The organism is Prochlorococcus marinus str. GP2 (assembly GCF_000759885.1).
GTDB lineage: Bacteria > Cyanobacteriota > Cyanobacteriia > PCC-6307 > Cyanobiaceae > Prochlorococcus_A > Prochlorococcus_A marinus_J.
Window position 1 is genome coordinate 177,896 of sequence record NZ_JNAH01000004.1, and the last position, 13,698, is coordinate 191,593.

Here is a 13,698-nt window from a genome sequence, read left to right on the forward strand (position 1 = left end):
CTTAGGCCTTTTAGTCCTTTTGCTGTCACCTGGAATGATTTTATCAATATTACTACTCATAACCTTCGCTGAAGGAGGTTGAATTATTCAAAGTGGTAGGATTATATATGTGATTAATTAGGTAATTAATTGTGGCTGGAACATTATTATTTAATGCTTTGAAAGAGGCAATTGATGAAGAAATGGCAAATGATGTAAATGTTTGCGTTATGGGGGAGGATGTTGGTCAATATGGAGGATCTTATAAGGTAACTAAGGATTTATATGAAAAATATGGAGAGTTAAGAGTCTTAGATACTCCAATTGCAGAGAATAGTTTTACGGGTATGGCTGTTGGTGCAGCAATGACTGGCTTAAGACCAATAGTAGAAGGAATGAATATGGGTTTTTTGCTTTTAGCTTTTAATCAGATATCAAATAATATGGGTATGCTTAGATATACAAGTGGTGGAAATTATAAAATACCAGCAGTAGTTCGAGGACCTGGAGGAGTTGGCCGTCAACTTGGTGCTGAGCACAGTCAAAGACTTGAAGCATATTTTCATGCAGTTCCTGGCATAAAGATTGTTGCATGTAGTACACCCACAAATGCTAAAGGTTTAATGAAAGCAGCTATAAGAGATGATAATCCGGTTCTATTTTTCGAACATGTTCTACTATACAATTTGTCTGAAGAATTACCTGAGGGTGATTATACATGCGCTTTAGATCAAGCTGACGTTGTAAAAGAAGGGAAAGATATTACTTTATTGACTTATTCAAGAATGAGACATCACTGCCTTAAAGCTGTTGAAGAATTAGAAAAAAAAGGAATAGATGTTGAGTTAATAGATTTAATAAGTTTAAAACCATTTGATATGGAAGCCATCTCAAAATCAATAAGAAAAACAAATAAAGTAATTATTGTTGAAGAATGTATGAAGACTGGAGGTATTGGTGCAGAATTAATTGCCTTGATAACAGAAGAGTGTTTTGATGATCTTGATGCCCGACCAATTAGATTATCTAGTCAGGATATTCCAACTCCTTATAATGGAAATCTTGAGAATTTGACAATAATCCAACCACATCAAATAGTTGAAAAAGTTGAACACTTAATTAGTGGGAGTATATAACCAATGAAAAGAAGGCAAGGTTGGCTTTTTTTTATTATATTTCTACTTACTTTATCTGTTTATCTATTAATAAATTATCCCTTACAGTTGGGATTGGATTTACAAGGGGGTTCTCAACTTACACTACAAATTATTAAAGAGGAGGGTAAAGTAACAAGTGATGAACTTGAAGCTGTTAATTCGGTTATTGATAAACGCGTTAACAATTTAGGAGTTTCTGAGTCTAATTTGCAGACTCTTGGTGGAGATCAATTGATTTTAGAATTACCAGGTGAACAAAATCCATTAGTGGCATCAAGGGTATTAGGTAAGACTGCTTTATTAGAATTTAGGACTCAAAAAAAAGGAACATCTACAGATTTAAAAACCTTGCAACTTCAGAGATTGAATATTAAAGAATTAATTGAACTATATTCCTCTTCAGATAAAACTCAAAATGATGAAAATTACCTAAAGATCATTCAAAATGATCTTAAAAAGATAGAGCAAGAATTAAATTACTCATACACTAGTAGTGATATATATGGGATGTTAATTGAAATTAAAAAGTATGTTGATAAAGAAATTACTAATTTATTTATTAAAACAGATTTATCTGGTAAGGATCTTATTAACGCAGGAAGGAGACAAGAACAAACAAATAGTAACTGGGAAGTTTTATTAACTTTTAGTAATTCAGGCGGAGAAAAGTTTGCAGAAATTACAAAGTCAATTGCTGGAACTAATCAACTATTGGCTATCATTCTTGATGGCGAATCAATTAGTGAAGCAAGTGTTGGTAGTCAGTTCGTTAATACTGGGATTACAGGTGGATCAGCTACAATAAGCGGTAATTTTAGTGCTGAAAATGCTAGAGAATTAGAAGTTCAACTTAAAGGAGGTTCATTACCATTGCCAATTGAAATAGTAGAATCTAACACTATAGGGGCTCTTTTGGGATCTAAAAATATTTTAAAAAGTCTTTATGCAGCTATTAGTGGATTAATTTTTGTTGGTATATTTATGATTTTTAATTATAGAATTCTAGGTTTTGTCTCAGTTCTTTCTCTAGTACTTTATGGTTTCTTTAACTTAGCCCTATATTCTTTAATTCCTGTAACTTTGACTTTACCGGGAATATCTGGTCTTATACTTAGCATTGGTATGGCTGTTGACGCAAATATTCTGATATTTGAGAGAATTAGAGAAGAATTATATGATGGAAATACTCTTACAAGATCTATTGATAGTGGTTTTCAAAGAGCTAATTCATCCATAGTTGATGGCCATATTACTACTCTTCTAAGTTGTTTTGTACTGTTTTTATTAGGAACAAATTTTGTTAAAGGTTTTGCGGCAACATTAGGTATTGGAGTCTTTATAAGCTTGTTTACCTCATTAAACTGCTCTAAAACTATTTTGAGATTTTTTACAACATATCAATCTTTGAGACAAAAAAATCTCTATCTACCCAAGAAAAATTTTTCAAATTAAATTTTTTATTTCTTATTTTCCCATGATATACAATTTTGAATTAATAAAAAATAAAAGAAAGATAATTAGTTTTTCAACTCTTCTTATTTTGTTGAGTCTTTTAGGAATTTTATATTCTACTTTTAATACTTCCTATAAAAAACCTATAAATTTAGGGATGGATTTTATTGGTGGAAATGAATTAAGAATAGAGAGAGTTTGTGAAGAGGAATGTTCTAATTTCCCCCCTGATTCTGTTTTGGAAAATTTAAGGGAGATCTCAAAAAATAAAAATGTTTTAAATAATACTAAATTACAATTCCAAAATAACAATAAATTAATTTCAATAAGGACCCCTTATTTGAGTATCGAAGAGTCAAATAATCTTATTTCGAATCTTGATAATATTGTGGGACCTCTTAATTATGAGAGTAAGGATTCAAGATTAATAGGTCCAAAGCTAGGGAAAAGATTACTTAATAATTGTGTTGCTTCATTGTTGGTTTCTTTATTTGCAATATCTTTATATATAACCATTAGATTTGATAAAAAATATGCATTATTTGCATTATTAGCTTTGTTCCATGATTTATTAATTGTTTTCGGTATTTTCTCCTGGTTGGGTATTATATTATCTGTCGAAGTAAATAGTTTATTTGCGGTGTCTTTGCTAACTATTGCTGGTTATTCTGTAAATGATACTGTTGTTATTTTTGATAGAATTCGCGAGAATTTAAAATCAAATAAAGAAGGCCATAACGAAACTATTCAATTATCAGTAAATGAATCATTTAGGAGAACAACGTTTACCAGTATTACAACTCTTATCCCTTTATTAAGCATAATGTTGTTTGGATCTTACTCGCTATTTTGGTTTTCCTTGTCCTTATCATTAGGAATTATAGTTGGTAGTTATTCAAGTATTTTATTGGCTCCAACTTTGCTGCTTAAAGACTGACCTTAAGCTTCTAATTTTATGAAATTGAATTATTATTTGATAATTTTATTTTCTTTAGTTTTAATAGATCTATCTACTGAGCTAAGAATATTACTTGATCATTTTACTTTTAATTCACTATATTTTGCTATTGGTAAACATCCCTTAGCTTTCTTTATACTCTTTTCCTACCCATATTTATATAAAAAATTAATTAAGTAGTTTTTAAATATCTTTAAATGATTCTTTGATTAAAACTTGTATTACTACAGCTAATGGAAGAGATAGTATTAAGCCTAATGGACCAAAAATGAAGGTAAATCCAAATTGTGATATTAATGTTAAACCCGGAAGTAAGTTTGCTTTTTTCTTCATTATAGATGGCATTATTATGTAGCTTTCAATATTTTGAATGATTACATATGCTCCTAAAACAGCCAGTGGTTTCCAGAAATTATCTAGTAGTGCAATTGAGATTGGAAATATACCACTAATAACTGGACCTATATTTGGAATAATATTAAGAACCATCGCTATTAAAGCATTTGAGACAACATATTTGACATCTAATATAGAGAGAACTATTAATGATAATAGACCTACTGATAATGAGCTTATGACCATAGAAAAGGTCCAATTTGCTAATGCAATATTGCATTTTTCCAGAATATTTCTAAATTTGTTACGATAATTTTTTGGAATTAATAGAAGTATATTTTCTTTATATTGTTTTGGTTCAATAGAAATCATTAAACTCACTGCTAATACGAAAATTAATCTCAAAACACCTGAACCCAAATTCCCCGCAATATTTATTAAATTTCTAAAACTTTCTTGTATAGCTTTTGCAATAGTTGAGGCATCTGGAATGGTAACTACATCATTTATAAGACTAAAAATGTCAATAACATTTTCTGATTGTTCACCATAAAATAAATTATTAAATTTGTTCAGATTTGTATTAATCAAAATATTTATTTTTGATAAACCATTTGGAATGTCAACTAGTATTTCGTTGAATTCTTTTATAAACGGAGGCAATACAAGAATAAAAATAGTAAATACTATTACTGATATAACAGTTAAAACAAGAAACAATGACAGCGGTCGGGGAATTTTCAACCCCTTTTGTATTTGATTACATAAATTACATACAATATTTGAAATTACTAAGGAGCAAATTATTAGAAGAAGAAAATCTCTTAGAGTCCATACTATTAACGAAGTGATTAAAATTACTACTAACTTAAAATATGATGAACTACTCAATTTTCAAAATTTCTACTTTTTCTCAGAATATCCTAATCCATTTGATTTGGCATAACTATTTGCAAATCTCATAAATCTATCAAAGTCAGATGTGTTCTTCCAAATGTATGCTGCTTCTAAAAATATTGGTTCTCCATCAACAAACTTTACTTTTACTTCCCTAGTTAGTATTTCACCTTCAGAGTCAATCATACGCATGCCTGTGATTTCACCATCTGTAATGGAAGATAATGCCTGAGGTTTTTCGAATAAAAATAATGCTTGGCCGGTGGTACCATCCTTACTCCTAGTAAGCCTTATTTCTGGTACTACTGGTTCATCAGTTCCTTCATAAAATTGTATTTTTGCATCTTTATTTGCTGTCATAATGTTAGTTTTATAATTTATTATCTTAGGAAATATTTTTCACATTCGTTTGTAATTATTTTATAAAAGATTATTTATTAACTCAAGGATACTTTCATCATATTTTTTATCGGTTAAATCTAATATCTTTATATTTGTTTTGCCAACCTTTTCATATTCATAACACTTATCGTAATATTCTAGAACTGATTTACAAACTAAGTCCCACCTCTCATTATTAATTGATTCGAGAGCTATTTTTGTTCTTTGTGGTCCTAATCTTTTTTTAATCCTTAATACAGATTCTTGGAGTTCCTCTTTCTTAAATACACTATATGTATCTATTAACTCTTCTAACCTGTTAGATTCGCTCCTTACAATTTCAATTCTCCTAGAATTTTTCATCTGATTAAAGAATTCATGTGGTATTTTGCATTTGCCTATATTTGCACTTTCAGCTTCTACAAAAATATTTTTAGTAAATTTAAAGGAATTTAATTTTTCTGCAATTTGGTTTTCAAATTGTTCATTTGAAGGTTGTTCTTTCATTCCTAAACCTCCAAATGTACTTCCTCTATGACAAGCAAATCCTTCAAGATCAATAGTTTGATATTTATATTTCTCTATTAATGATAATAATTTTGTCTTTCCTGTTCCTGTTTTTCCTCCAATAACTACTATATTCAACTTTTTTGAAAAACTATCTAATACCCATTTTCTATATATTTTGTATCCTCCATGAAGTGTTATTGGATTTAATTTATATTTTTCTAGTAGCCAAGCAATGCTTTGTGAACGCATTCCTCCTCTAGAACAATATATTCTGATAAAAAATTCATTATTTTTATTAGAAATAGTTTTATAAGACTCAATACTCATGAATAAATTATCAAGAAGTAATTCCATTTTTTTTTCAAAAAATTTTAATCCTTCTATGACTGCTTTTTTTCTTCCTTCTTTCTTATAAATCGTCCCAATTTTAGATCTCTCATCATTATCAAATAATGGAATGTTAATAGAATTAGGCAGGTGTCCTTTATAATATTCACTCGGGCTTCTAACATCTATAAGTGGTCCTTTAAAACTTCTAAATTTCTCTAGTTCTTTTCTTTTGAAATACATGGATAGTTTTTATTTTTTTAGATTGATTTTTTAAAATGAATAACAAAGAACAAGATAACTATAATAATGTTACATTAGATTTAATAAAACAATTTGTAGATTCCAATCAAAGAAAAAGAATAAATTCATTAACTCAAATAGAATCCGAAGTCGAAAATATTTTTAATCTTGGGCCTTCACTCTTCGATATCTTTGATAGTGAAGGAGATGACTGGGCTGCTGGTTGGATATTGCAAGTATTAAAAAAATTTAAGCCTGAATTCTTTAAAAACTCCAAATTTAATAATTGGTTTAATACTTATTCAGATATTGATATTAATTATGAAGAACTGCAATTAATGTTAATTGAGCAAAAATTTGAAGAGGCTGATAGATTAACTAGTTCTTACCTGAGAAAATTAGCTGGAAAATTAGCTGAAAAACGTGGATATGTCTTCTACAGTGAGGTTAAGAATATGTCAGGTAAAGATTTACAAACAATTGATAGATTATGGACTATTTATTCTACGGGTAGATTTGGATTCTCAATTCAAGCAAAGATATTAAAATCAGTAGGAAAAAAATATGAATTAATGTGGCCGAAAATAGGTTGGAAACAAGATGGGTTATGGACTAGATATCCTGGATCTTTTTGCTGGTCATTAGATGCTCCCGATGGTCATATGCCTTTAATAAATCAACTAAGAGGAGTAAGACTTATGGATTCCATCTTGCGGCACCCTGCTATTGCAGAGAGACATAACAATATTCTTTAAATTGAGGTATTTAATAAGTTAAAATTAGTTCAGTCTGAAAATATTATTATGTCCTTATTACGGGGCAAAAATATTTTAAAAAAGTTTTTTAAAAGGCCAAAGATTAACTGGTCAAACTACGAATTCGAATCATCATTGCAGTTAAATGAATTTGTAGATCAATTATTAGAACCTATTAAAAATTCTCAATCAAGCTATCTTATAAAACTTGGTTTACATGAAGCTCTAGTAAACGCTGTAAAACATGGAAATAAATTAGATCCTAAAAAAAATATTAGAGTAAGAAGAATAATTACTCCTAATTGGTGTGTTTGGCAAATTCAAGATCAAGGTAATGGTTTAGAAATAAAAAAAGAGACTATAAATTACCAAAAAAAATAAGTAGTGCAAATGGCCGCGGCCTTTATATTATTAATGAATGTTTTGATGATGTTAGATGGAGTAGTAAGGGTAATAGGCTTCAGTTAGCTTTAAAAAGGTGATTTTTACTAGGGCAAGGTTGATCTACGTTAATTTCTTTTAACCATTTAATACTTTCTTCCATATACTCAATAGTTTCATTCTCATTACAAGAAATAATTAAATGGCATAAACCCGCAGAAATTAGTTCTGCAGATCGTTTATATTTATTTCCTTTATCTTTATGCCATGTAGAATGATCAATCTTTAATTTGTCATTAAGACTTTGAACAAGCTGAATAGTATCTTTATCCCAATAGGTCATAGAAGTTTTTATTTACTTTACAGCAGACCACACTTTGGTCATAAAAAAGGAATTTGATTTTACATCTTTAAAACCAACATCCTCTATTTTAGAATCTATATCCTCTTTTATGTAATCACAATAAAAAGGCTCATGAAAAGATTTATAGAAGTTCTCCATTACAGATGTAAAGTCAGGTGAATCACTTATTTGAATTGAATCAGCTAAAACTAATATCCCACCAGGTTCAAGAACTCTAAAAAATTCATTTAATACTTTAGCTCTAATTGTTCTAGGTAATTCATGAAATAAGTAAACACAAGAAATACATTGAAAACTATCATTTTCAAAAGGTAATTCTTCAGCATTACCTTTTATTAACTGGATTAAATCTCCATCTAAATCTGAAATATATCTACTTGCCTCTTTTAAGTATGAATCAGATAAATCAATTCCTGTAATTTTTTCTTTAGGAAATGCGGCTCTTAATTGTTTTAATGTTCTCCCTGAACCTGTGGCCACATCAAGTATTTTTAATGAACTTTTTTTTCTATCGCTAAAAATTTCAAGTCCTTCTTTTATTGGCTTAATTATTCTTCTTCTCATTGAGTCAGCACTTCCATTAAAAAGTATCTCTACTTGTAAGTCATAAATGCTAGCTGAAAAATCTGATAAATAACCATCTGTTTGATGATGGAAATTTCTTAAGTAATATTGAGGATAATTATCTTTATCAATTGATTTTGGAAGATCATCAAAGTTTTGTTTTCTACGTCTATCCCATGTATTAGGCATATCGAGCCAAATTTTAGGATATTGAGTTAAATATCTAAGCCATGGCTCGTCAAACAATAATTTTTTTGGATATATATTTTTTTCTGCATCATTCCAATCTTCTTCTCTTAAGTTATCCATAGAATTTTGGATTTGTATTAGAAGATCCTTATCTATATCAAAATTTTCAAGCTTAGAATCGGGAAGAATAAAATTCATTAATCTTGAACTGATCTGCTTGTGAGCGAAACCTGCAAGGCTTTTACTTTGTTGTAGCGTTTTATATGCAATTTTTGAAATAGATTCCCTAGCCATTTTTCAATATATATATCTATATTCCAACAAAAAAAAAATCAATTTGAGAATATTTTGTGATATTTCTCAAATTGATTAATTTAAACTAATATGTTCTTTCAATTATGCATCGTAATACATAAAGAATTCATGTGGATGAGGCCTTTGTCTTAATTGTTGTACCTCTTCGTATTTTATATCGATAAAATTATCAATAAAATCATCAGTAAATACTCCACCAGCTAATAGATAATCCTTATCTGCTTTTAGAGCATTAAGTGAGTCATTAAGAGATGAAGGTACCGTATCAATTTTTGCAAGTTCATCATCTGGAAGTTCAAATAAATCTACATCAACTCCATCACCAGGATCAATTTGGTTTTTAATTCCATCAATACCAGCAAGCATCATTACAGAAAATGCTAGGTAAGGATTTGCAAGTGCGTCACCTGATCTGAATTCTAATCTTTTAGCTTTAGGGCTTGGACCTGTTAAAGGTATTCTTACTGCAGCTGATCTATTACCCTCAGAATAAACTAAATTTACAGGTGCTTCAAATCCTGGAACCAATCGTTTATAACTATTTGTAGTTGGGTTAGTAAATGCTAAGAATGATGGAGCATGTTTAAGTATGCCTCCGATGTACCATCTTGCTGTTTGAGATAAATTTGCATATGCTCCCTCGCCAAAAAATAGTGGCTGACCACTCTTCCATAAACTTTGGTGAACATGCATTCCAGTTCCATTATCATTAAAAACAGGCTTGGGCATAAACGTTGCAGTTTTACCATATTTTTTAGCAACATTCCTGACAACATATTTATAAGTCATTACGTTATCAGCAGAATTAATTAACGAATCGAATTTCATTCCAAGTTCGTGTTGACCGGCACCAGCAACTTCATGGTGATGCTTTTCTGTGGGTATACCTAATTCACCCATTAAAAGAAGCATTTCAGATCTGATGTCTTGCGCGGTATCATTTGGAGAAACAGGGAAATAACCTTCTTTGTATTGGATCTTGTATCCTAAATTTCCACCTTCTTCAGTTCTTCCTGTATTCCATGGGGCTTCAATTGTATCTACACTGTAAAAGCAGGAACCTTCTTTTGAGTCGTATCTTACGTCATCAAATAAGAAGAATTCTGGTTCCGGGCCAAAAAATGCTGTATCAGCAATCCCAGTAGATTCTAAGTATTTTAATGCCTTTTGAGCTAAAGATCTTGGGCATCTATCATAAGGCTCACCACTTCTAGGCTCTTGGATAGAGCAAATCATACTTAAAGTTTTATGTTTATAAAAAGGGTCTATCCATGCTGTACTTGCATCAGGAACCATTGACATATCAGAGGCATTAATTGCTTTCCATCCTCTTATTGATGAACCATCAAATGCTAAACCTTCTGTAAACGAATCCTCTTCTATCATGTCTGATGTAAGAGTTAGATGTTGCCATTTACCATGAATATCAGTAAATTTTAAATCGATGAGTTCAATTCCTTCATCTTTAATTTGACTTAAAACATCTTGTGGAGACTTTGACATAACTTATAAGATACCTTCTATGAAATTAATTACTTGATGATTCTTGTTATGTATCAACCGTAACCTTTTTTCAACACTTGATGTCTTCTTTCAGTGTTTCAAGTCATAACTTTAATAATTATTTACTTAATTATTTAAATTGAATTAATTTCTTTAAATAAATATCGCTTAAGAGACGATATTAGTTTAGTTTAAAGGTAATCGAATGTAATGCTTTGACAGAAGCAAAACTTATTCCGGCTTTAAATAAAGAGAATTTATCTCATTTCTCAAAGACTTATGTTCCCTCTAGACTTTTATTAGGTCCAGGCCCTTCAAATGCACATCCAGAAGTCTTAAGCGCTCTTTCTTTGAATCCTATTGGTCATTTAGATGAAGCATATATCTCTTTGATGTCTGATGTACAGCAACTTTTAAGATATACATGGCAGTGCAATAATCGTCTTACACTTCCAATGAGTGGTACTGGTAGTGCTGCGATGGAAGCTTCAATAGCTAATTTTATTGAAGAAGGAGAAAAGATTTTGATTGCTAAAAAAGGATATTTTGGAGACAGATTAGTAGATATGGCAAATAGATATAAAGCTCAAGTTTCCGTAATGGAAAAACCATGGGGTGAGGCCTTTACATATGAGGAAGTTAAGTATGAAATAGAAACTAAAAAACCAGCAATTTTTGCTATTGTCCACGCGGAAACATCGAGTGGTGTTTTACAACCTCTTGATGGGATTGGCGATATATGTAGAAAAAATAACTGCTTGTTTTTAGTTGATGCAGTTACTTCACTAGGCGCTTTAGAAATATTGATAGACGAATGGAAAATTGATCTAGCATACAGTTGTAGTCAAAAGGGGTTAAGTTGTCCCCCAGGATTAAGCCCTTTTACAATGAATAAGAGAGCTGAAGAAAAACTAAGTTCAAGAAAAACAAAAGTACCTAACTGGTATTTAGATTTATCTCTATTAAATAAATATTGGGGTTCTGATCGTATTTATCATCATACTGCGCCCGTAAATATGAATTTTGCTATACGTGAAGGTTTACGATTAATTGCCAATGAGGGTTTAGAAAATGTTTGGAATAGACATAATACTAATGCTAAGAAATTATGGAATGGTTTAGAAAGTCTTGGAATGGAATTACATGTATCAGAGGATTATAGATTGCCAACTCTAACCACAGTTAAAATACCTCCAGCAGTTGATGGGGATGGTTTTAGAAATCATCTCTTAAGAAATTTTGGAATTGAAATAGGAAATGGACTTGGAGAATTATCCGGTAAGGTCTGGCGTGTGGGGCTAATGGGTTTTAATTCATGTGAGGAGAATGTAGACAGATTATTAAACCTATTTGATACTGAGCTAAAGAAATTTTCTATTTTTGAGTCCTCAACTTTTTGAACCAAATCTGTAAGATTTTACTGCATTCTTCTTCTAGGATACCTCCAATTATTTCCATTTTGTGATGAGCACTCTTATGTTTTGACAGGTCAATTGAGCCACCCAATCCACCTCTTTTCTTATCATAAGCCCCGAAAATAACTTTACCCATCCTCGCTTGAATAAGAGCAGAGGAACACATAGTACAAGGTTCTAAATTTGTGATAATAGTACATTCATTAAATCTCCAATCATTTTTTATTAGAGATGCCTGCCTAAGTGCCATTATCTCAGCATGACCTAATGGGTCTTTATTTATATTCCTCCTGTTAACCCCTCTCCCGATACATCTTCCTCTCTCATCTAAAATTATTGAACAGATTGGTAGCTCAACATGTCCAATTTCTTTAGATCTTCTTAGTATCGAATTCATCCACAAAGTGTATTTTGAATTATTTGTTTTTACTCGTTCTTCTTTATTACTATTTCCATTTTCAAAAATATATCTCATTTGGCAATATTGAGAATAGAATTATTACTAGATATATTATCTGATGGCTGAAGATTTAATTAATAATAAAAATATATATTTCCCCTCATATTTAGGGACTAATGACAAATTGAATATTCTTCTGAATAGAACTAGTCAAATTCTTTGTGACTGGTTCTCTAAAGCTGATAAAAATGGTCCTTTACCTTTTGATGAGAGTTTCAAGGGCATTATGCCTGCGGAAGATGGTAACTCTGAAGAAGATTTATTTTCTGAGATTGAATCTCTTTTGAATAATTCATTTAATCCGGTTCATCCAGGATCACTTGCTCACCTTGACCCCCCACCTTTAATTTTTTCTATTTTGGGAGATTTAATTGCTGCTGGTTTAAATAATAATCTTCTTGCTTATGAGTTATCACCAAGTGTAACTTTGCTTGAAGAATCATTATGCAAATGGTTTGCCATGAAAATAGGGTTTAATGATTTCTCAGGAGGTATAGCTGCAAGCGGAGGTACATTAAGTAATCTGAATGCACTTATTGCAGCTAGAAATAACGCTGGATTAGGTACAAATCCCAATTCTGTATTACTTGTAAGTGAAGATGCTCATTCTTCCTTCGTTAAATGTATAAGAGTAATGGGTCTTGATACTACTAATCTTGTCAGGATTAAAACTGATAATCAAGGTAGAATGGACATAAAGGATCTCAGAAAGTCATTAGATAAATGTTCAATAGAAAATAAAAAAATATTTGCTATTGTTGCCACCCTTGGGACAACTGTACGAGGAGCCATAGATCCTATTAAAGAAATAAGTGATATCTGTAAACAAAGAAACATATGGTTACATATTGACGGTTCAATTGGAGGAATTTTTGCTATAACTTCTATTCCAATAGAAGGTTTAAATAATATTAATCAGGCTAATTCGATAACGATAAATCCACAAAAAATCATTGGCATAACAAAGACTTCATCTTTGTTATTGGTTTCAAATATTAGTACTTTAGAAAATACTTTTAATACTGGACTACCATATATATCATCTAAAGAAAATATTATAAATAGAGGAGAAATAGGTATACAAGGTTCTAGACCAGCAGAAGTTATCAAACTATGGCTTGGGTTGCGATTTTTAGGTCTGAATGGAATAGAAAATATATTAAATTCATCAATTAAAAGAAAAGATTTTTTTATAAAAAATATTTGTAAAAATAAATTTGATATATATTCAGGTCCTCTTCATATTGTTTCATTCTTACCAAAGAAACTTGAGCCAAAAGACTCTGATGCATGGACTCAAACTAAACTTAATGAACTAATTAACAATAATTTTATGCTTTCTAGACCAAAATTTAAAGGTAAATATTTTTTACGAGTTGTTATGGGAAATTACAATACAAAGGAATCTCATATTGAAGAACTATTGAGAGTTTTAAATACTTAACTAATGAATATGGGTAAATCAAAAATTATTGCAATTGTAACAGGTTTTATCTCTATAGCTATCTGTAT

The 13,698-nt window shown here is 30.4% G+C and carries 13 protein-coding genes and 1 pseudogene; 7 read left to right on the top strand and 7 right to left on the bottom strand.

Annotated features, from left to right (window positions below):
- Positions 1-131 precede the first annotated feature (131 nt).
- Genes EU91_RS04400 through secF form a run of 3 tightly spaced genes read left to right on the top strand, consistent with a single transcriptional unit; the run spans position 132 to position 3,525 of the window.
- The gene (locus EU91_RS04400; RefSeq protein WP_032524399.1) at positions 132-1,115 is read left to right on the top strand and encodes a pyruvate dehydrogenase complex E1 component subunit beta; all 984 of its coding nucleotides are present in this window, start codon (positions 132-134) and stop codon (positions 1,113-1,115) included.
- A gap of 3 nt (positions 1,116-1,118) precedes the next feature.
- The gene (gene secD, locus EU91_RS04395; protein WP_032524401.1) at positions 1,119-2,588 is read left to right on the top strand and encodes a protein translocase subunit SecD; all 1,470 of its coding nucleotides are present in this window, start codon (positions 1,119-1,121) and stop codon (positions 2,586-2,588) included.
- 22 nt (positions 2,589-2,610) lie between these two features.
- A complete protein-coding gene (gene secF / locus EU91_RS04390; protein ID WP_032524402.1) occupies positions 2,611-3,525 on the top strand; it encodes a protein translocase subunit SecF in 915 nt (304 codons plus the stop codon).
- 204 nt (positions 3,526-3,729) lie between these two features.
- On the opposite strand, the gene EU91_RS04385 is transcribed toward secF, so the two are convergent.
- The 3 genes from EU91_RS04385 to mnmH are packed head-to-tail and all read right to left on the bottom strand — an operon-like array spanning position 3,730 to position 6,240.
- The gene (locus EU91_RS04385; RefSeq protein ID WP_032524403.1) at positions 3,730-4,773 is read right to left on the bottom strand and encodes an AI-2E family transporter; all 1,044 of its coding nucleotides are present in this window, start codon (positions 4,771-4,773) and stop codon (positions 3,730-3,732) included.
- A gap of 12 nt (positions 4,774-4,785) precedes the next feature.
- A complete protein-coding gene (psb28, locus tag EU91_RS04380; protein ID WP_032524404.1) occupies positions 4,786-5,139 on the bottom strand; it encodes a photosystem II reaction center protein Psb28 in 354 nt (117 codons plus the stop codon).
- Positions 5,140-5,199: 60 nt separating this feature from the next.
- Complete coding sequence (mnmH, locus tag EU91_RS04375; RefSeq protein WP_032524405.1) at positions 5,200-6,240, bottom strand: tRNA 2-selenouridine(34) synthase MnmH; 1,041 nt, start codon at positions 6,238-6,240, stop codon at positions 5,200-5,202.
- Positions 6,241-6,275: 35 nt separating this feature from the next.
- Between mnmH and EU91_RS04370 the strand changes: the two genes are divergently transcribed.
- Both EU91_RS04370 and EU91_RS0108580 read left to right on the top strand, forming a co-directional pair.
- A complete protein-coding gene (locus tag EU91_RS04370; RefSeq protein WP_032524406.1) occupies positions 6,276-6,995 on the top strand; it encodes a GUN4 domain-containing protein in 720 nt (239 codons plus the stop codon).
- A gap of 48 nt (positions 6,996-7,043) precedes the next feature.
- A pseudogene (locus EU91_RS0108580) lies at positions 7,044-7,477 on the top strand (ATP-binding protein).
- Here EU91_RS0108580 and EU91_RS04365 read toward each other — a convergent pair.
- The 3 genes from EU91_RS04365 to glnA all read right to left on the bottom strand — a co-directional run bounded on the left by EU91_RS04365 (position 7,456) and on the right by glnA (position 10,311).
- On the bottom strand, positions 7,456-7,719 hold the full coding sequence (locus EU91_RS04365; RefSeq protein WP_032524407.1) for a DUF6439 family protein: 264 nt from the start codon (positions 7,717-7,719) through the stop codon (positions 7,456-7,458). The pseudogene EU91_RS0108580 and the gene EU91_RS04365 overlap by 22 nt on opposite strands.
- A 12-nt stretch (positions 7,720-7,731) precedes the next feature.
- Positions 7,732-8,787, bottom strand: coding sequence for a class I SAM-dependent methyltransferase (locus tag EU91_RS04360; protein WP_032524408.1), 1,056 nt, complete (start codon positions 8,785-8,787; stop codon positions 7,732-7,734).
- Between the two features lie 102 nt (positions 8,788-8,889).
- A complete protein-coding gene (gene glnA / locus EU91_RS04355) occupies positions 8,890-10,311 on the bottom strand; it encodes a type I glutamate--ammonia ligase (RefSeq protein WP_032524409.1) in 1,422 nt (473 codons plus the stop codon).
- 215 nt (positions 10,312-10,526) lie between these two features.
- Between glnA and EU91_RS04350 the strand changes: the two genes are divergently transcribed.
- A complete protein-coding gene (locus tag EU91_RS04350; RefSeq protein ID WP_032524410.1) occupies positions 10,527-11,711 on the top strand; it encodes a pyridoxal-phosphate-dependent aminotransferase family protein in 1,185 nt (394 codons plus the stop codon).
- Here the strand turns inward: EU91_RS04350 and EU91_RS04345 are convergent.
- On the bottom strand, positions 11,686-12,201 hold the full coding sequence (locus EU91_RS04345; protein WP_032524411.1) for a nucleoside deaminase: 516 nt from the start codon (positions 12,199-12,201) through the stop codon (positions 11,686-11,688). The two genes, EU91_RS04350 and EU91_RS04345, sit on opposite strands and share 26 nt — an antisense overlap.
- A 43-nt stretch (positions 12,202-12,244) precedes the next feature.
- On the opposite strand from EU91_RS04345, the gene EU91_RS04340 reads away from it, so the two are divergent.
- A complete protein-coding gene (locus tag EU91_RS04340) occupies positions 12,245-13,630 on the top strand; it encodes a pyridoxal phosphate-dependent decarboxylase family protein (RefSeq protein WP_032524412.1) in 1,386 nt (461 codons plus the stop codon).
- Positions 13,631-13,698: the final 68 nt, after the last annotated feature.